Origin of the sequence: Paenarthrobacter sp. UW852, assembly GCF_024608385.1 — a bacterium.
Lineage (GTDB): Bacteria > Actinomycetota > Actinomycetes > Actinomycetales > Micrococcaceae > Arthrobacter.
This window is the reverse complement of record NZ_JAMSGY010000006.1, coordinates 1-17,597: the sequence shown is the minus strand read 5'-3', so window position 1 is coordinate 17,597 and position 17,597 is coordinate 1. Positions and strand designations below refer to the sequence as shown.

At 63.6% G+C, this 17,597-nt stretch carries 17 protein-coding genes; 7 read left to right on the top strand and 10 right to left on the bottom strand.

Annotated elements, in window-relative coordinates; genetic code table 11:
• Window positions 1-18: 18 nt before the first annotated feature.
• Window positions 19-753: an SDR family NAD(P)-dependent oxidoreductase gene (locus NEK97_RS11705; RefSeq protein WP_257370097.1), complete on the top strand. Its 735-nt coding sequence runs from the start codon at window positions 19-21 to the stop codon at window positions 751-753.
• A gap of 10 nt (window positions 754-763) precedes the next feature.
• On the opposite strand, the gene NEK97_RS11700 is transcribed toward NEK97_RS11705, so the two are convergent.
• Together NEK97_RS11700 and NEK97_RS11695 are read right to left on the bottom strand one after the other, a co-directional pair.
• Complete coding sequence (locus NEK97_RS11700; RefSeq protein WP_235521386.1) at window positions 764-1,273, bottom strand: MarR family winged helix-turn-helix transcriptional regulator; 510 nt, start codon at window positions 1,271-1,273, stop codon at window positions 764-766.
• A gap of 25 nt (window positions 1,274-1,298) precedes the next feature.
• Window positions 1,299-3,017, bottom strand: a complete 1,719-nt coding sequence (locus tag NEK97_RS11695) for an AMP-binding protein (RefSeq protein WP_257370096.1) — start codon at window positions 3,015-3,017, stop codon at window positions 1,299-1,301.
• Window positions 3,018-3,150: 133 nt separating this feature from the next.
• Between NEK97_RS11695 and NEK97_RS11690 the strand changes: the two genes are divergently transcribed.
• The gene (locus tag NEK97_RS11690; protein ID WP_257370095.1) at window positions 3,151-4,368 is read left to right on the top strand and encodes an acyl-CoA dehydrogenase family protein; all 1,218 of its coding nucleotides are present in this window, start codon (window positions 3,151-3,153) and stop codon (window positions 4,366-4,368) included.
• Between the two features lie 9 nt (window positions 4,369-4,377).
• Here the strand turns inward: NEK97_RS11690 and NEK97_RS11685 are convergent, their stop codons facing one another.
• The 3 genes from NEK97_RS11685 to NEK97_RS11675 all read right to left on the bottom strand — a co-directional run bounded on the left by NEK97_RS11685 (window position 4,378) and on the right by NEK97_RS11675 (window position 9,266).
• Window positions 4,378-5,955 carry an APC family permease gene (locus tag NEK97_RS11685; RefSeq protein WP_257370094.1) on the bottom strand — a complete coding sequence of 526 codons (1,578 nt, stop codon included), beginning with the start codon at window positions 5,953-5,955 and terminating at the stop codon, window positions 4,378-4,380.
• 143 nt (window positions 5,956-6,098) lie between these two features.
• Complete coding sequence (locus NEK97_RS11680) at window positions 6,099-7,754, bottom strand: GMC family oxidoreductase (protein WP_257370093.1); 1,656 nt, start codon at window positions 7,752-7,754, stop codon at window positions 6,099-6,101.
• Window positions 7,755-9,266, bottom strand: a complete 1,512-nt coding sequence (locus NEK97_RS11675; RefSeq protein WP_257370092.1) for an aldehyde dehydrogenase family protein — start codon at window positions 9,264-9,266, stop codon at window positions 7,755-7,757. It abuts the gene before it with no gap.
• A 124-nt stretch (window positions 9,267-9,390) separates the two neighbouring features.
• Between NEK97_RS11675 and NEK97_RS11670 the strand changes: the two genes are divergently transcribed.
• The 3 genes from NEK97_RS11670 to NEK97_RS11660 all read left to right on the top strand — a co-directional run bounded on the left by NEK97_RS11670 (window position 9,391) and on the right by NEK97_RS11660 (window position 11,719).
• A complete protein-coding gene (locus NEK97_RS11670; protein ID WP_257370091.1) occupies window positions 9,391-10,977 on the top strand; it encodes a molybdopterin-dependent oxidoreductase in 1,587 nt (528 codons plus the stop codon).
• A 62-nt stretch (window positions 10,978-11,039) separates the two neighbouring features.
• Window positions 11,040-11,444 (top strand): VOC family protein, encoded by a 405-nt coding sequence (locus NEK97_RS11665; RefSeq protein ID WP_257370090.1) that lies wholly within the window; start codon window positions 11,040-11,042, stop codon window positions 11,442-11,444.
• On the top strand, window positions 11,441-11,719 hold the full coding sequence (locus NEK97_RS11660) for a helix-turn-helix domain-containing protein (RefSeq protein WP_257370089.1): 279 nt from the start codon (window positions 11,441-11,443) through the stop codon (window positions 11,717-11,719). Before NEK97_RS11665 ends, NEK97_RS11660 begins: the two co-directional genes overlap by 4 nt.
• 19 nt (window positions 11,720-11,738) lie before the next feature.
• On the opposite strand, the gene NEK97_RS11655 is transcribed toward NEK97_RS11660, so the two are convergent.
• The 5 genes from NEK97_RS11655 to NEK97_RS11635 all read right to left on the bottom strand — a co-directional run bounded on the left by NEK97_RS11655 (window position 11,739) and on the right by NEK97_RS11635 (window position 15,984).
• Window positions 11,739-12,329, bottom strand: coding sequence for a TetR/AcrR family transcriptional regulator (locus NEK97_RS11655; protein WP_257370088.1), 591 nt, complete (start codon window positions 12,327-12,329; stop codon window positions 11,739-11,741).
• A 44-nt stretch (window positions 12,330-12,373) separates the two neighbouring features.
• Complete coding sequence (locus NEK97_RS11650; protein ID WP_257370087.1) at window positions 12,374-13,132, bottom strand: MerR family transcriptional regulator; 759 nt, start codon at window positions 13,130-13,132, stop codon at window positions 12,374-12,376.
• Between the two features lie 77 nt (window positions 13,133-13,209).
• Window positions 13,210-13,863, bottom strand: a complete 654-nt coding sequence (locus tag NEK97_RS11645) for a PadR family transcriptional regulator (RefSeq protein WP_257370086.1) — start codon at window positions 13,861-13,863, stop codon at window positions 13,210-13,212.
• 220 nt (window positions 13,864-14,083) lie between these two features.
• Window positions 14,084-14,905, bottom strand: coding sequence for an ammonia-dependent NAD(+) synthetase (gene nadE / locus NEK97_RS11640; RefSeq protein ID WP_257370085.1), 822 nt, complete (start codon window positions 14,903-14,905; stop codon window positions 14,084-14,086).
• A 59-nt stretch (window positions 14,906-14,964) separates the two neighbouring features.
• A complete protein-coding gene (locus NEK97_RS11635; RefSeq protein ID WP_257370084.1) occupies window positions 14,965-15,984 on the bottom strand; it encodes a LacI family DNA-binding transcriptional regulator in 1,020 nt (339 codons plus the stop codon).
• Between the two features lie 200 nt (window positions 15,985-16,184).
• Here NEK97_RS11635 and NEK97_RS11630 point away from each other — a divergent pair, with 200 nt between their 5' ends.
• Window positions 16,185-17,030 carry a sugar phosphate isomerase/epimerase family protein gene (locus NEK97_RS11630; RefSeq protein WP_257370083.1) on the top strand — a complete coding sequence of 282 codons (846 nt, stop codon included), beginning with the start codon at window positions 16,185-16,187 and terminating at the stop codon, window positions 17,028-17,030.
• A gap of 46 nt (window positions 17,031-17,076) precedes the next feature.
• A partial coding sequence (locus tag NEK97_RS11625) for a Gfo/Idh/MocA family protein (RefSeq protein ID WP_257370082.1) occupies window positions 17,077-17,597 on the top strand: 521 nt, incomplete at its 3' end.

Genomic DNA, 17,597 nt, shown 5'->3' with positions numbered 1-17,597 from the left:
ACTCAAGGACAGGTAACCATGTCACTCCTCCTCGTCACCGGCGCTTCGTCCGGGCTCGGGCTGGAAACCGTGAACGCGCTCGCCGCGGCGGGGCACCGTATAGTGCTCCACGCCCGAAACCCGGACCGTCTGTCCCGACAGAACATTCGTGGGCGCGTGGAACACGTCCTGTTTGGCGATCTAGGAAGCCTGGACGAGACGGTCCATCTCGCCAAAGCTGCCAACGATCTAGGCCGCTTCGATGCCGTCATTCACAACGCCGGGGTCCTGAGTGGTCCGGATGTCTTGGCCGTCAACGTGGTTGCCCCGTACGTTCTTACGGCTCTCATGACCCCACCCAGCCGGTCGATCTTCCTTAGCAGTTCGATGCACTTGTCCGGGTCTGCTGACATCAATGCCCTGGACTTCGGGCGGCCCGCGCTTCGAGGCAGTTCTTACGCGGACAGCAAGCTCTATGTGACTTCACTGGCGATGGCCCTCTCCACCAAGTACCCGGAATTGATGGCGCACGCCGTGGATCCGGGGTGGGTTCCCACCAGAATGGGCGGCTCCGGAGCGCCGGACAGTCTTGTGGAGGGACATCAAACGCAGGAGTGGCTTGCCACGGCTGAGGCAGACAGCATCAAGCCGCGATCAGGGGCGTACTGGTACCACCGCCAAGTCCAAAAGGCTCACCGGGCTGCTGCCGATCCCGGGTTCCAGTACGTGCTCCTTCAGAAGCTTGAGCACCACACCGGAATTGCGTTGCCCTGACCCGATCAGGTCACTCGTCCGTGAAGTCCCCGGCATCCCTGCGGAAGGTGCCCAGGACGCGGATGAGGTGATCGACGTCGTCGTCCCCGAAACCGGACTTGCCGAAAACTTCGGCGTTGAGCGCCGCCGTCGCCTTCTTCGCCAGGCTGCGGCCATCTGCGGTGAGCTCGATCAGTGTGGTGCGGCCGTCGGTCGGGTGCGGTGAACGGGCCACCAGGGCGGCCTTTTCGAGACGGTCGACGGCGTTGGTCACCGACGTCGGATGGACCTGCAGGAGCGCGCTTGCTTTGTTCATGGGCAGCGCGCCGCTCCGGGCGAAACTGAGCAGTGCCAGCAGCTCGTAGCGCGCGAAGGTCAGGCCAAAAGGCTTTAGCACTGTCTCGATGCGTGCCAGCAGGATTTGCTGGGTCCGCATGATCGCGGTGATGGCTGCCATGGGCGCGGCGACATCGCCCCAACCATGCCGTTCCCAGTTGCGCTGGGCATCGGCAATGGGATCGCGGGGGAGTGGGGTGCCCATGGGCCTCCTTCGGTTGCTTGGTTGGCTAGTCTTTCAGATTCGGGAACTCTTCCTCGGTGTACTCCACGCCCAAACCTGCCGGCAGCGGACCGTCGCCATGCCGGGCCACTTCCGTCCCGCGGAGCTCCACACGGCGGATCTTGCCCGAGATTGTTTTGGGCAGCTCACCGAATTCGAGTCGTCGGATGCGCTTGAACGGGGCCAGATGCTCGCGGCAGTAGCGGAGGATGTCCTCTGCGACGCCGGGGCCGGGTTCGTAGCCGGCCGCCAGGACCACAAAAGCCTTGGGCACCGACAGCTTCACCGCGTCAGGTGAAGGCACGACGGCGGCCTCCGCCACTGCGGGGTGCTCGATCAGGACGCTTTCGAGTTCGAAAGGCGACAAGCGGTAGTCGGAGGACTTGAACACGTCATCGTCCCGGCCAACGTAGGTGATGACGCCGTCCGCGTCCCGGCTGGCCATGTCGCCTGTGTGATAGTAGCCGTCACGGAAGGCTTCGGCGGTTTTCGCTTCGTCCCCGAAGTAGCTTTTCATGAGTCCCACGGGCCGGGGGTCCAAGCGCAAGCAGAGTTCGCCGTCGTCGGCTTCCTGCCCGGTGACCGGGTCAACCAGCACCACGTCGTAGCCGGGCAGCGGCCGTCCCATGGAACCGATCTTGACCGCCTGGGCAGGCGTGTTGGCGATCTGGACCGTGGACTCTGTCTGCCCGAAACCGTCACGGATGGTGACGCCCCAGGCTTTCTCCACCTGGCCAATCACTTCGGCGTTCAGGGGCTCGCCGGCCGAAACCACCTTGCTGGGCGGGCTGGTGAGCTGCGTGAGGTCGGCTTGGATGAGCATCCGCCAGACAGTTGGCGGAGCGCAGAAACTCGTGACGCCCTCGCGGCCCATCTGGTTCATGAGGGCGGCAGCGTCGAAGCGGTCGTAGTTGTAGATGAAGACGCAGGCCTCGGCGATCCAGGGCGTGAAGACATTGGACCAGGCGTGCTTGGCCCAGCCTGGGGATGCGACGTTGAGGTGGACATCGCCGGGTTCAAGGCCGATCCAGTACATGGTGGACAGGTGGCCCACCGGGTAAGAGGTGTGGGTGTGCTCCACCAGCTTGGCCCGCGAGGTGGTGCCGGAGGTGAAGTAGAGGAGCAGCGTTTCATCGGCGCGGGTGGGGGCGTCGGGCGTGAAGCCGGTGTCGGCGTCGTACGAGTCAGCGTACTGTTTGGCCTGCCCGTTGCTGCCTTCCGCGCCGACCTCTATCAGGGTGTAATCACCCTGCACGGAATCGAACTTGCCGATGTTGGCGCTTCCGACGGCGACCCAAGCCGCCCCGCCGCGCTCCACCCGGTCCTGGAGGTCGCGGGCGCCCATGAGGGTGGTGGTGGGAATCATGACGATGCCCAGCTTGATGCCGGCCAACATGAGTTCCCAGAGTTCCACCTGGTTGCCGAGCATGATGATCATATGGTCGCCGCGCTTGACCCCCTGGCTCCGAAGCCAGTTGGCGACCTGGGAGGACCGCTCCGACAGATCGCGGTAGGTGCGCCGTGTTGAACTGCCGTCCTGTTCCACGATCACCAATGCCGGCTTGGAGCCCCTGGCCTCATCTGCAGCGATGTGGTCGAACCAGTCGAGGGCGAAGTTGAAGTATTCAAAGCGTGGCCACTGGAATTCTGCGTGCGCTAGTTTGTAGTCCTCGCGCAGCTCCAGCAGCCGGTCGCGGGCCGCACGGAAGTCTTCTGTGACTGTCATAGTCCGCCTTTCGCCTTGGGGTTGGCCTGGCGTCCTCGCCACAGCCCCCGCCTAGTGATCCACATCACCTTGCAATATACTAGGACATCCAAGGGTTTGGAAGAGCCTGCACGGGACATGACGAAGGGGTCCAATGCTCGACGAAAAAGCTGCCGGCACCACCACGAATGGCACGGCACCACAACACGTCCTCCCTCCCTATCCGGAGGCGGACCTGATGCACGTCATCGATCTCCTGCCCGAGGAGGAGCGCACGCGGTACCTCGAAATCCGGGAATTCCTGCAGGCGCGCATCCGCCCGGCCAGCATCGACTACTGGAACCGCGAGGAATTCCCCTTCGGGTTACTCGCAGATATGGCCAAGTTCGGGCTCGGCGGGCTTCAGACCGACGGTTCCACCAAGCTCTTCAAGGGCCTCATGTACACCGAAATCGCCCGGGCGGACGTGTCCCTCTCGGCCCTGGTGGGAATCCACAACGAACTCATCGTGGGCATGATCAACGAGCTCGGCTCTGACGAGCAAAAGCAGAAGTGGCTGCCGGGCCTTGAAGCCTTCACCCAGTTGGGTGCCTTCGCGCTCACCGAACCGGACCACGGATCGGACATTGCCGGAGGACTCTCGACGACGGCGCGGCGCGACGGCGGCGAATGGGTCATCAACGGTGCCAAGCGCTGGATCGGGGCAGCTACCATTGCAGACTTCGCCTTGGTCTGGGCCCGCGATGAGGGCGACGGGCACATCAAGGGTTTCATCGTGGAAACGGACCGGGCCGGCTTCACGGCCACCAAGATCTCCAACAAGATCGGCCTTCGCATCATGCAGAATGCGGACATCATGCTGGATGATGTCCGCATTCCTGAATCAAATCTCCTTCCCGGGGCCTCGGAATTCTCCCGGGCCAATGACCTCTTGCGTGATTCCCGGGCCTGGGTTGGCTGGCAGGCCGCGGGAATCCAGCTCGCCGCTTTCGACATTGCCCGTGCCTACGCGCTGGAGCGCCGGCAGTTCGGCAAGGAACTGGCCAAGTTTCAGTTGGTGCAACAGCAGCTCGCGGACATCCTCGGCAACGCCAACGCGTCGCTTTCCATGATGGTGGAACTGGCCCGGATCCAGCAGGCAGGCAAGCTCGAAATGGTCCAGGCTGCCATGTGCAAGGCCACCACCACGCGGCTGGCACGCTCCTCGGTGGCCATGGGCCGCTCATTGTTGGGTGGGAACGGGATCACCACGGATTACGAGATGGGCAAGCTCTTCGGAGACGCCGAGATCCTCTATACATATGAGGGCAGTTACGAGATCAACTCGCTCATTGTTGCCCGGGCAGTGACGGGAAAGTCGGCGTTCGTCTGAGGCTGCACGCTAGGAGTTTTGGGCTGCCACCAGGTCCGGGTCCGGGGAGGGGGCCGCGGCTGCGTGTTCAGCCAGCACGCCAGTCCGGTGCCTGATGCGGAGGCGGTATAGCAGTGTTCCGCCGATGACTACTGCCGCGACGAACATGACACCGCCCCATTGCAGGTACCACTCAAAGGGCGGCACCGAGTTGTAGATCTCCGGCCGTGGCCACACCAGGTTCAGTGTCATGGCGCCGCCCCAGAGCACCGCGAGGATGTTCACGGGCAGTCCCCATTTGCCGAGGCTGAACCCGGGTTCCGATCCGTCGTCCTTCAGGGGCCACTTCTTGAGGAACCGGCGCCGCAGCATAGGCACGGTAACCAGCAGGTAGGAGAGGTAGATCAGCACGATGCTGATGCTGGAGAGGATGGTGAAGATGGCCGGCTGGGAGATGTTGACCAGCAGGGGAATCACTGCCACCACGCCGATGACGATAGCCGCCACGGTAGGCGTCTTGCGGGTGGGGTGAACCTTGCTGAGCTGGCGGCTGAAGGGAAGGTTGTTGTCCCTGGCCATGGCAAACATCATCCGGATGGCAGCCGCGTGGACGGCCAGCGTGCACACCACTACAGCCACGACGATGCACGCCAGGAACGCCTTGCCGAAGGGTCCGCCGAGCACCGACAGCACGATGTATTGCAGCCCGCCGTCAGCAGCCCCGATCTTCGGGTCGGAGAGGTCCGGCGCGGCCAGTATTCCGCCCAGCAGGAGCAGGCCGCCCAGAAGGAAGGACGCCGTGACAGCGCGCAGGATGGCCTTGGGCGCCGTCTTCTTGGGGTCCTTGGTCTCTTCGCCCAGTGAGCTCGCCGTGTCGAACCCGTACATGACGTAACCCGAAGCCATGGCGGCGATCAGGAACACTCCGAAGAAGCCCAGGGGTTGCCCTTCGCCGAACCCGGCCGTGTCCAGGAGGACTTCCGGGCCCCGCACGGCGTGCCACAAAAGGGCCACGATCAGCAGGACCGCCGCGACCAGTTCCACGAACACGCCCACGCTGTTGATCATGGTCATGAGCTTCACCCCGAACGCGTTGATGAGCGTGGAGATGGCGATCATGATGCTGGCCAGGATCACCCCGTTGACCGCAAAGTCGTAAGGGCCGGTTCCATCGCCCACCAATTGGAAGCCGCTCCAGATCTGCGGCAAGGTGATTTGGAGGGCCAAGGCAACGGAGCCCAGGGCCATGATGGAGGAGAGCAGCAGCAACCAGCCCGCCAGCCAGGCCCACGTTCCGCTGGAGAGCCTCTTGGCCCAGTTGTAGACCGATCCTGCCACCGGATAACGTCCGGCCAGTTCGGCGAAACACAAGGCGACCATCAACTGGCCGACAAAGACGATGGGCCACGACCAGGCGTAGGCGGGCCCCGCCGTCGAAAATCCGAAGTAGAACAGTTGGAAAACGCCGGTGAGGATGGAGATATAACTGACGCCGGCCGCGAAGCTGGCAAACTTACCGATGCTGCGGTCAAGGGTTTGGGCATAGCCAAACTCGTCCATACCGCTTGCATCGCTCTTGCAGGGTCCTGATTTGCTGGGTTCTGACATGCGAACTCCTAGTTCAGACGTGCATGAATGGTGATTACCTGCGGCCGCCGTTGGCCGCAGTCGAAATCAAAACCGGGCACCTCTTTGTGCCTCCGGCTGTTCCCCCATTGTTTGTTGCGTGGGTCTTAAAGCAGGGCGCCTGTTCAGGCGACAGAAAAGCTGAAGTCGGCTTCCGCCGTCGTGGGTTCCTCCGTCCGGTTGTCGTTGATGAGGTCTGACTTAATGAGATCGGCACAGCGCTCGCCGATCATCATGACAGTGATGTTCGGGTTGACGGTGACGTGTTCGGGCATGACGGAGGCGTCGGCCACGCGAAGCCCAGTAACTCCCTTGACCCGCAGTTCAGGATCCAAGGGCGACATCCTGTCCTCCACCGGTCCCATCCGGACGGTACCGACAGGGTGGTAGACGGTGTTGTGGGTTTTGCGGATGTAGTCCTGGAGTTCCTCGTCCGTCTGTGCCTCGACACCGGGGGAGAGCTCACGTCCGGTCCACTCAGCCATGGCCGGTTGCGCCGCGATTTCCCGGGCCTTGCGGATGCCGGCCACCATGACGCGCATGTCGTGGCCCTCCGGATCGGTGAAGTAGCGGGGGTCCACCATGGGCTTGTCGCGGAAATCCCGGCTACGCAGCCTGACCGTTCCGCGGGAACGGGCGTGCGTGACGTTAGGGGTGAGGCTGAAGCCGTTCTCCGTGGTGGGGTAGCCATAGCGCAGGGTGTTCATGTCGAAGGGCACGGAACCGTAGTGCATCATCAGATCGGGGCGGTCCAGGCCCTCCTCCGTGGGTGTGAAAATGCCGATCTCCCACCACTGCGTGGAGGTCTGCACCATGGGCTGCTTGGCCTCATACTGCACCACGCCTTCCGGATGGTCCTGCAGGTGCTCGCCCACGCCGGGGGAATCCACCAGGACCTCGATGCCATGCGCGGCCAGGTGTTCTGCCGGGCCGATGCCGGAGAGCATGAGCAGCTTGGGGGAATCAATGGCACCGGTGGACAGGATGACCTCGCGTCGCGCGTCCAGCCTGTGCGTCCGGCCGAAAGCGGAGTCGACCACATCAACGCCGGTGCAGCGCTTGTCCGCGTCGAACACCAGCTGGCGGGCCCGCAGGCCGGTCAGCAGCGTGAAGTTTTCACGATCGACGATGGGGTGGATGTAGGAGACCGAGCTGGAGGAGCGGGTCCCGTCAGAGCGGCGGTTGATCTGGAAGAAGTTGGCGCCGTTGATCACGGTGTTGCCGTCATTGAACTTTGCGCGGGGAATGCCCGTCTGCTCGCAGGCATCCAGAAGCGCCACCCCGGCGGGATCGCTCGGAGGAACGTTCATCAAGTGGACCGGGCCGTTGTTGCCGTGGTGTGGTGCTTCCGGTCCGGCGTCTTCGTTGCTTTCCAGGCGCTGGTACAAAGGCCAGGCGGCAGCAGCATTCCAGCCGGTTGCTCCGTACTTTGACTCCCATTCGTCCAGGTCCTCGCGGGGAGCCCAGAAAGCGATGCAGGAGTTGTGGCTGGAGCAGCCCCCCATGACCTTGGCGCGGGCATGGCGCATGAAGGAGTTGCCGTTCTCCTGGGGTTCGATCGGGTAGTCCCAGTCGTAGCCGGATTCCAGCAGTTCCATCCAGCGGTCCAGCTGCAGGATCTCGGGGATGTTGCGGTCATCCGGGCCGGCTTCCACCAGGGCCACGGTGACCGCGGGGTCCTCGCTCAACCGGGCGGCGACGGCAGCCCCGGCAGATCCTCCGCCAATGACGACGTAATCGAACCCGCGGTTGCCCAGGCTCTCTATGTTGTCGACGTGCATCTAGTTCTCCTTGCCGTGGTCTGCGAACCAGCCGGTCACCTGGGGGCTGGTGTTCTGGTAGATGTGCTTGGCTTCCTGGTACTCGCCCAGACCGGTGGGGCCGAGTTCACGGCCGACGCCGGACTGGCCGAAGCCGCCCCATTCGGCCTGCGGAAGGTAAGGGTGGTAGTCGTTGATCCAGATCGTGCCGTGCCGCAGGCGGCCCGCTACGCGCTGGGCCTTGCCGGCATCCTGGGTCCAGACTGCGCCTGCCAACCCGTAGATGGTGTCGTTGGCGGTGGCCACGGCTTCGTCCTCGGTGCGGAAGGTTTCCACTGTTACTACCGGTCCAAAAGCTTCGTCGATCACAACGGACATTCCCCTGGTCACGCGGTCCAGGACGGTGGGCTGGTAGTAGAAACCGGCGTCGAACTGTTCGCCTTCAGGGGCCGCGCCGCCGCACCGCAGCCGCGCACCTTCGGCCACGCCGCGCTTGACGTAAGCGTCAACTTTCTCGCGGTGGGCCGCTGAAATCAGGGGTCCGGTTTCGGCGGACTCGTCGAACGGCCCGCCAATGCGGATGGCATTGGCCTTGCGGACCAGTTCGTCGACGAAGCGCTCGGCGATGGATTCCTCCACCACCAGCCGCGCCCCGGCGGAGCAGACCTGGCCTGAGTGCACAAAGGCGCCGTTCAGCGCATTGTCGACGGCGGCGTCGAAGTCAGCGTCCGCGAAGACGACGTTGGGGTTCTTGCCGCCAAGTTCCAGCGCCACCTTCTTCACGGTGCCGGCTGCAGCCGCGGCAATGCGCTTGCCGGTTTCCAGGCCACCGGTGAAGGAGACCAGGTCAATGTCGGGGTGCTCGGAAAGGGGTGCGCCCGCTTTTACTCCCGGACCGGTCAGCAGGTTGGCGACGCCGTCCGGCAGGCCCAGGTCCTTCAACAACTGCATGGTCAGGATTGCGGTGGACGGGGTCAGCTCGGCGGGCTTCAGGACGAAAGTACAGCCGGCGGCCAGCGCAGGAGCGATCTTCCACGCGGCCTGCAGCAGCGGGTAGTTCCACGGCGTGATCAGGCCGCACACTCCAACAGGTTCGTAGACGATTCTGCTGACGACGGCGGGGTCCCCGGCATCGACCACCCGGCCCGCCGACTGCCCGGCCAGGCGTCCGAAATATTCGAAGCAGGCGGCGATGTCATCCATGTCGATGCGGCTTTCGACGATGCGCTTGCCGGTGTCCAGCGATTCGGCGCGGGCGAACTTCTCGCGGCGTTCGCGCAGTTCTGCGGCGACCTTGAGCAGGAACGCTCCTCGTTCAGGAGCCGGGACGGAGGACCAGACTCCGGAATCGAAGGCAGCCCGGGCTGCGGCGATGGCGCGCTCGGCATCTTCGCGGCCGGCTTCGGACACCGTGGCGACCAGTTCGCCGTCGGCCGGATTATGGATCTCGCGCACCGTGCCGGACGCTGCCGGCTCCCACCGGCCGTTGATGAAGAGGGTGGAGGCGGAATCGGAAAATGTGGCTTGGGTCATACGGAGCAGGCTAATGCATCTTGAACACCTGTTCAAGGAAAATATGAACATCTGTTCAAAGTGCCGTTGTATGTCATGAGGGGTCGGCACCCATCCCCGCTCCCGCCCGCTACGAACCACTGTCATGAATAAGCTCGGACTCCGGAATAAAGGCCCCCAAACCATGGCCGCGCTGGCAGGCGTGGTGTCGGCCGCCGTCGTACTCGCCGTTGCGGAGCTGATCGGCGCCTTCTTCACCGCCAGGGCAACGCCGGTGTTCGCCCTTGGCTCCACGTTCATCGACTTCACGCCCCCGTGGATGAAGGACTTCGCGATCGCTACGTTCGGTACCAACGACAAGGCCGCCCTGTTCGTAGGCATGGGCCTGACGATCGCCCTGCTGGCCTGCGTCCTGGGCATAGTGGCCTACCGGAAGTGGGCCCTCGGGGTCCTGGGTGTGCTGTTCATGGGCACGGTAATAGTGGCTTCCGTCGTGACCCGCGCAGGTGTGGGGCCCGTCGATGCCATCCCTTCCGTCCTGGGAACGATCGCCGGCCTCATCGTCCTGCGTCGGCTCATGGTGCCGCTGTGGGGACTGAAGGCGTGGCCGGAAGCTCCTTCTGACATAGCGGCCGACGCCGATAGCCGGGTTGGGGGCGCCGGCGCCAGCCGCCGTCGCTTCTTCGCTGCGGCAGGGGTTGCCGCAGTCGCGGCAGGAATAGCGGCAACCGGTGGCAGGCTTCTGAGCGCCGCGCGCAACAATGTTGCGCAGGCCCGGGACGCCCTTCGCCTCCCGGCGCCGGTCAAGGCCGCCGCCGCCGTGCCCGCCGGGGTCCAGTCTCCGGTTCCGGGAGTCTTTCCCTGGCTGACGCCGAACAACGAGTTCTACCGCATTGACACGGCCCTGAGTGTCCCGGAGATCAACGTCAAAGATTGGTCACTCCGGGTGCACGGAATGGTGGAACAGGAGGTCACCCTGACTTTCCAGGACCTGCTGGACGCGGACCTGATCGAATCCCACGTCACCCTGACCTGCGTCTCCAACCCTGTGGGTGGCAAGCTGGCCGGCAACGCCAAGTGGTTGGGCTTCCCCATTCGCGAAGTCCTGAAAAGGGCCAAGCCGAAGGAGGGCGCGGACATGGTGCTCTCAAAGTCCATTGACGGTTTTAGCGCCTCCACTCCGCTGGATGTCCTGCAGGATGACCGCGACGCCATGCTGGCCATCGGTATGAACGGTGAGCCCCTGCCGGTGGAACACGGATACCCCGTACGTATGGTGGTTCCGGGGCTGTATGGATTCGTTTCCGCGACCAAATGGGTGGTGGATCTGGAAGTCACCCGCTTCGCGGACAGCAAGGCTTACTGGACTGAGCGCGGATGGTCGGAACGTGGGCCCATCAAGACCATGGCACGTGTGGACGTACCGAAGTCCTTCGCGAAGTTCCCGCCAGGGAAGGTAGCTGTGGGTGGTACCGCTTGGGCCCAGACGCGCGGCATCACCAAGGTGGAAGTGCAGATCGACGACGGCGAATGGGTGGAGGCAACCCTCTCCACCGAAGCCTCCACGGTCACTTGGCGTCAGTGGTCCTACGAATGGGATGCCACACCCGGCATCCACTACGTCAAAGCGCGTGCCACCGACGGCACGGGTGAAACCCAGACCGAAAAGCGCGCCGATCCGGTGCCCGATGGAGCCTCGGGTTGGCCGTCGGTGATGGTGACGGTGGAGTAGCCCGGGTATCCGTTTCCCGGTGGGGGTTGACGGCTTACTTGCATTTTGCAAGTATGGCCCACATGAGCCTTTTCATCACCTGCCCCGTCGACAACGTCGAACGCGCCACCGCCTTCTATACCGCTCTCGGTTGGACCCTCAACACCAAGATGTCCGACCACAACGTGTCCTGCTTCGAGATCGCGCCAGAGCAGTACGTCATGCTCGGCAGCCGCGAGATGTATGCGAGCGTTGGGGGATCCGAGGACCTCATCGGTGGACCCGAAACCCCCTCCAAAGTCACCGTTTCCTTCGACATGGACAGCCGGGAGGCGGTGGACCAGATCATTGAGCGCGCCGCAGCTGCCGGTGGGCGGATCGGTGACACCGACGACTACCCCTTCATGTACCAACGCCAATTCGACGACCCCGACGGCTACCACTACTCGCCGTTTTGGATGAAGCCGGATACCGATCCCACGGCGTGAGCAACCTCGCCGCTGCCCTCGACATTGTCGGAGCACGGTGGGCGCTGCTCATTGTGGAACGCCTCCTCGACGGGCCACAGCGCTACGGTGACCTTCAACGCGACCTTGGTGTGCCAACCAACATGCTGGCAACCCGCTTGCGGGAGCTCGAGGCCGCCGGGGTCCTGGTCCGGCTGCCGCTCCGGCACAACACCCGCGCTTACGCGTTGACCGATCGCGGACGCGCCCTTAGTGAAGCTATCGACGCCTTGGCTCGCTGGGGCGACGAAAAGTAGCCAGGACCGATAACGGTCTTTAGCTGCCAGGGGCGAACGCAATCTCTTCCGTGCGCGCGATTCCCCGCTCGATGGCTGCCTTGTCTATGCCCAGCAGGGTGGTGAGCCACATGCCGTTTTGCACAACGACGATGTCGGACGCCCGGTCCTTGCATTCATCCACGGAAAGCCCGGGAACGGCGTTGCCGATCAACGCCGCAAGCCCTTGGAGATACCTGTCAAAGGCCGCTGCGTTGATCTGCGCGAAGTCCTCGTGCGCCTGGGCCAGGGCCCACAAGTGGAGGCGGAGTGACAAATATGGCGTTGTGAGGAGCCCGGGGTCGGCGACCCGCCGGAGTGATTCCCGGAGTTGCTCATCCGGGGCTGAGGTGGGGGCCGGCTCCACCAGCAGGAGGTCGTGCTCTTCGATCTGGTGCAGCACCGCCCTGATCAGGCTCGACTTGTCTTCGTAGTAGTAATTCACCAGTCCCAGTGCCACGCCGGCTTCACGCGCGACCGCCCTCATGTTGATGCCGGAAATGCCGTGGCGGGACAGCAGTTCCAGGGCCGCTTCCAGGATGCGCGTCTGTCTGTCAGCCTGTTCGCCGGTTTTAGCGGTGCTTGTACCCATTCGGCCAGACTATTGCCTAACTCGGGTCGGCGCATCCTGACCGTCTACAGGTTCTCTTCCGCGTAAGCCCGCAGGGCATCCCTGACAAACGTCGCCCCTGCCTCCCCGCCATAGTTGGCGCCGAAGCGAGGATCCGCCACGTACATTTCGCCGAGTCCCGTGACGTAACCTTTGACGTCTCCGCCGGGTGCCGCCGTCGGGGTTCCCGGTATGCCGCGCAGCCACTCAACGTGGCGTCGGGCAAGATCCTGCGCCTCGGCGCTCCCGGGAGAAACGCCGGATTGGGCAGCGGCAATCCAGTCGGCACTCAACTTCTGCAGGCGATCCTTCCACTGCTGCTTCTCGTCGGGGCTCATGCTGCGCCACCACGAATCACTGGTGGCGTAGGCGTCCTTACCCCAACGCTCCTCCACCTCATCTTTGTACTGAGTGTGGTCGAAGCCGTCGAACATGTCCTGTGCCATGTACTTTCCATCCCCTTTCAATGTGTCGATGGTTTGCCGGACGGACGCGATCTGCCGGGTAAGCCGGTCCTGCTCGCGGGCGAGCCATTCCAGGTGGCTGCTCAACGCTTTGACGGTGTCCGTCTCGCGATGGAGCACTTCGGCAATCGCCGGCAGGCCGAGGCCCAGTTCCCGGAGCAGGAGGATGCGCTGGAGCTGAACCAGTGCCGGACCGTCATAGTAGCGGTAGCCGTTATGGCCGGTCCGGCTGGGTTTCAGCAACCCGATGTCGTCGTAATGACGCAGCGTGCGGCTGGTGGTTCCTGCCATTTTCGCGATTTCCTGGATTGACCAGTCCATCCGTCCCCCGTCCTGTGCTTGTACTTTCGACAGTAGAGGTTGACGTTACGTCAAGGTCAAGGGGGCTTCGGCAGGCATTAGTCGGCCAGGATCAGGTAGAGCGCCCGACGGGTCTCGTCCAGCTTTTCAATGGCAGCCTGGCGCTGTTCGTCGGTGGCCGCCGCCCGGAACTGGTGGATGACGCCCATGAGCTTTCCGACGCTCTGGTGGAACGCGGCGCCGGTGCCGTCTGCCTCGGTGTTCCAGGCATTGGCAAGCTCTTCTTCGTGCTCGGCGATGTAGGCCTTGCCGTCTTCAGTAAGTGTGAATTCGGTGCGGCGTCCCTCGCCGACAGCGACGATCAATTCTTCATCGACCAGCTGCTGCAGTGTGGGATAAACCGAGCCCGGGCTGGGGCGCCAGGCTCCGGACGTCTTCTCGGCGATGGTCTTGATCAGCCCGTATCCATTGGACGGCGCCTCTGCCAGCAGGGAGAGGATAGCCGCGCGGACGTCGCCGCGGTTGGCCCGGCGGGATCCGCCGGGGCCGAAACCCCTGGGGCCGAAGCCGGGTCCGAAACCACCAGGGCCGAATCCTGGGCCGAAGCCGCCGGGACCGAATCCACCCCCGCCGTGGCCGCCCGGACCGCGACGACCCTTGCCGCGATTGAAGCGGCCCCGGCCGTGTTCGTGCTCAGGGTGTCCATGTCCGTGATCCGGGAAATTGTTGTCGTGTTCGTTGATGCCTTTCATAGCAGCATCGTCCTTTCGGTTGTTGTTACGCCGAAGGAGTATCGGCGATAGTTAACGATATATCGGTATCTATCGCGACGTCAAGGGTTTGTGAGTGAGCGTTTGGGGGAAGGGGGTGGGATGTGAGAGAGGGTGCTTAAAGCACGACGGCGGGTGCGGACTTCCGTACGGAATCCGGCACCCGCCGTCGTGGTTTAGGCCGATGTGGTTAGAGGGTGGGCTACTTCCACCAGGTGTCGAAGATGGTCACCGGAACCGTGCGCTTGTGGCGCGTGCGCAGGTACTTCTGCTCGATGATCTCCGCAACTGCCTCGGGTACCTCGCGCCCCTCAAGGTAATCGTCGATTTGGTCATAGGTGATGCCGAGCTCGTCCTCATCGGTCCGGCCGGGCTTGTCGTCCAGGAGGTCCGCCGTGGGCACCTTTTCCCACACGCGGGAAGGGGCCCCGAGTTCGGCCAGGAGTGCACGGTTTTGGCGCTTGTTGAGGCCGAACAGCGGCAGGATGTCCGCACCGCCGTCGCCGAATTTGGTGAAAAAGCCCGTCACGGACTCAGCGCCGTGGTCCGTGCCGATGACCAGGTAGTTGTGCTCGCCGGCCAGCGCATACTGGGCGATCATGCGGGCGCGGGCCTTGGTGTTGCCCTTGTGGAAGTCCGAGATGGGCGCACCGGTGGTCTTTTCGAACTCTTCCTCGAAGCCGTCCACGGCCTGGGAGATGTTGTAGGTCCATTCGGTCTTGGCCTTGATGAAGTCCAAAGCTGCCTGGGCGTCGTCTTCATCATGCTGGATGCCGTAGGGGAGACGGACCGCAACGAAGTTCGCGTCCACGCCGTCGGCTTCCAGTTCCTCCACGGCCAATTGGGCCAGGCGGCCGGCAAGCGAAGAGTCGATGCCCCCTGAGATACCTAGAACGAACCCTTTGGTGCCGGTAGCTTTCAGGTAGTCCTTCAGGAAGGCGACCCGCTTGCGGATCTCCTCCGCAGGATCGATCCGGGGCTGGACGCCCATTTCCTCAATGATCTTGGCCTGGAGTTCGCGCATGTGTTCCACACTAGTCAGCCCGGTCACAAAGGCTCAACCATATTGCGTCGTGATTCGGCCTATACGGAGGGTGCCGCACCTGTTGAGCCGCGGACTGTGAGATGTGTAGGCATGATGGAGCGGCTGCGGTTTCCGCCGCCGGCCAGCGGGTTCAACTGGGCCAGGAGCATGGAAACTGCCACCCGTCCGGCCTGTTCGATGGGCGAGCTCATGGTGGTTAGAGGTGGATTGCAGAAGTCCGCGCCGAAGATGTCATCGCATCCCACGATGCTCATATCCTCCGGCACCCGCAGTCCCCGTTCCCGGAGTCTCTGCAGCATGCCAATGGCAATGAGGTCGTTGAATACGATGCACGCCGTGACGCCGCTGTGTACGGCGGCGTCAGCGGCGGCGGCACCGGACTGGGTTTTGGGGGCGAACGGACCGAGGCTGCGGACCTCGACGCCGCGGCTTTCCGCGGCCGCGGACAGGGCACCCCAGCGTCGGGCACTGGACTGCGATACAGCCGGCCCGCCGACGTAGGCAACGGACGTGTGCCCCAGTGAAATCAGATGGTCCAGGGCCTGAGGCATGGCCGAGGGGGTGTCGATAAGGACTGCCGGGACGCCGTCGACGTCGCGGTTGACGGTGACCATGGGCATCCGCGCGGCAGCATCGGCGAGGGCTTCGTCGTTGAGTCGGGACGCTGCAACGATCACGCCATCAGCGCTCTTGCGCAGCTGCTCCAGCGTGCTTGCCTCGACTTCGTCAGATTCTTCGGTGTCCACCAGCAGCTGCGTGTACCCGGCTGCCTTGAGTTGGAGCTGCGTTCCCCGGATGAGGTCGAAGTAGAACGGGTTGGTGATGTCCGGTACCAGGACCCCCACGGCTCCGGTCCGGCCTGAGCTCAGCGCTTTAGCTTGGGAGTTGGGGGTGTAATTGAGTTCGGCGGCGGCTGCCTGGATGCGCTCACGGGTGCGGATGTTGACGCGGTCCGGATTGGCGAGGGCCCTGGAGACGGTTGATGCCGCGACGCCGCATAGGGCGGCAATGTCATGGATGGTTGCAGGCCTGCCTGCAGCCACGGGCTGCGTCGCCATGGGCGTTCCTCTCTGAACGTCAGATCATGCGGCTGTGACAAGTGCCACACCGTTGATCAAGAGTGCCACAACTTGGCAGAGAATGGCAATCGGTTGTCAAGGCTGTGCCAAGGTGGCTAAACTCGTGGGGAACATGACTTGCCTGTGAACTGCGTCACCGGGCCCCGCCGGAGCTGCCACAGGACTACTTAGGAGATTTCGTGACTCAACCCAATGCCGTGTGGAACCTGTCCGGTTTCGGCGACGAAGTAGATCCCGATCCCACAATCCAGGCCGCCGTGCTGCTGGCCCTCGGTGCCAGCCACATCGAGGTTCGTAGCGCGTGGGGCACCAACGTCTCCGAACTTGCGCCGGCCGACGTCGAACGGCTCAAGGCCATCCTCGATGAAAAGGGCCTCAAAGTCTCCGCCGTCGCCAGTCCGATCGGCAAGGTGGATGTCACCCTGCCGGTGGAACACGAGGTGGCCCGGCTCCGGCAGATCATTTCGGTCGCCCAAGCGCTGGAGACCAAGTACATTCGGATTTTCTCCTTCTATCGCGCTGAGGGACAGAGCCAGGAAGACATCCGCGATGCAGTCATGGAGCGGATGTCTGCGCTGGCAGAGGTAGCAGCGACGGCCGGCGTCGTCCTTCTTCACGAGAATGAAAAGGGCATCTTCGGTGATACGCCGGACCGCGTCCTGGACATCATGGAAACGGTCAACTCGCCGGCGCTTCGGGTTGCCTGGGACAACGCGAACTTTGTCCAGGTGGGAGTCAAGCCGTACACCGAGGGCTACGCCATGCTGCGCCCGTACCTTGAATACCTCCAGGTCAAGGATGCGATCGCTGCCACCGGTGAAGTGGTTCCGTCCGGTGAGGGCGACGGGGAACTGGATGCAACCATTGCCGCACTCGCAGCTGACGGGTACGCGGGCTTCGCTTCGCTGGAACCGCACCTTGCCAGTGCCCACGAGCTGGGCGGCTACTCCGGCCCGGTCGCCTTTGGCGTCGCGGCCCGCGCCTTCGCTGGACTCGCAGCAACGAACGGCGTCACCCTCGCCTGACAAAGGGCGCCACCTGGACAGTGCATCATCCTTCGAAGGAGCAGGAATGACTACAGCGGCAATCATTGGTTGCGGTGACATCTCAACCGTCCACTTTGCAGCGATCGCCACAATGGACGACGTCCAACTCGTGGCGGTGTGCGACACCGACCCGGCGCGGCTGATGGCGGCGGCAGCCGCCCACGACGTACCCGGGTACGCGGCCTATCTGGAGATGCTCAACGAGGTGCGGCCCGACGTCGTGCATATCTGTACGCCGCATAATCTTCACGCTTCAGTGGCCGCCGACTGCCTTGAGCGCGGCGTCAATGTGATCGTCGAGAAGCCGCTCGCGCACACGCTGGCGGAGGGCAAGCGGCTGATCGAGGTGGCCGAGCGCAGTCCGGCGAAAATCGCCGTTTGCTTCCAGAACCGCTACAACGCGACGCCGCAGGCTATGCGTAAAATGCTCGACGACGGCGGGCTGGGTCAAGTGATCGGCGCGTCCGCCACCGTCATGTGGCACCGGAACGGCGACTATTACCGGAGCCGGCCGTGGCGTGGAACCTGGGCCGGGGGTGGGGGTGG

What these genes read in the sequence shown, in the direction of transcription:
- NEK97_RS11650 (WP_257370087.1), bottom strand. Translation starts at nt 13,132, where the DNA reads ATGGACTGGTCAATCCAGGAAATCGCGAAAATGGCAGGAACCACCAGC.
- NEK97_RS11635 (WP_257370084.1), bottom strand. Translation starts at nt 15,984, where the DNA reads ATGGCGACGCAGCCCGTGGCTGCAGGCAGGCCTGCAACCATCCATGAC.
- NEK97_RS11700 (WP_235521386.1), bottom strand. Translation starts at nt 1,273, where the DNA reads ATGGGCACCCCACTCCCCCGCGATCCCATTGCCGATGCCCAGCGCAAC.
- NEK97_RS11645 (WP_257370086.1), bottom strand. Translation starts at nt 13,863, where the DNA reads ATGAAAGGCATCAACGAACACGACAACAATTTCCCGGATCACGGACAT.
- NEK97_RS11670 (WP_257370091.1), top strand. Translation starts at nt 9,391, where the DNA reads ATGAATAAGCTCGGACTCCGGAATAAAGGCCCCCAAACCATGGCCGCG.
- NEK97_RS11680 (WP_257370093.1), bottom strand. Translation starts at nt 7,754, where the DNA reads ATGCACGTCGACAACATAGAGAGCCTGGGCAACCGCGGGTTCGATTAC.
- nadE (WP_257370085.1), bottom strand. Translation starts at nt 14,905, where the DNA reads ATGCGCGAACTCCAGGCCAAGATCATTGAGGAAATGGGCGTCCAGCCC.
- NEK97_RS11675 (WP_257370092.1), bottom strand. Translation starts at nt 9,266, where the DNA reads ATGACCCAAGCCACATTTTCCGATTCCGCCTCCACCCTCTTCATCAAC.
- NEK97_RS11705 (WP_257370097.1), top strand. Translation starts at nt 19, where the DNA reads ATGTCACTCCTCCTCGTCACCGGCGCTTCGTCCGGGCTCGGGCTGGAA.
- NEK97_RS11695 (WP_257370096.1), bottom strand. Translation starts at nt 3,017, where the DNA reads ATGACAGTCACAGAAGACTTCCGTGCGGCCCGCGACCGGCTGCTGGAG.
- NEK97_RS11685 (WP_257370094.1), bottom strand. Translation starts at nt 5,955, where the DNA reads ATGTCAGAACCCAGCAAATCAGGACCCTGCAAGAGCGATGCAAGCGGT.
- NEK97_RS11665 (WP_257370090.1), top strand. Translation starts at nt 11,040, where the DNA reads ATGAGCCTTTTCATCACCTGCCCCGTCGACAACGTCGAACGCGCCACC.
- NEK97_RS11690 (WP_257370095.1), top strand. Translation starts at nt 3,151, where the DNA reads ATGCTCGACGAAAAAGCTGCCGGCACCACCACGAATGGCACGGCACCA.
- NEK97_RS11655 (WP_257370088.1), bottom strand. Translation starts at nt 12,329, where the DNA reads ATGGGTACAAGCACCGCTAAAACCGGCGAACAGGCTGACAGACAGACG.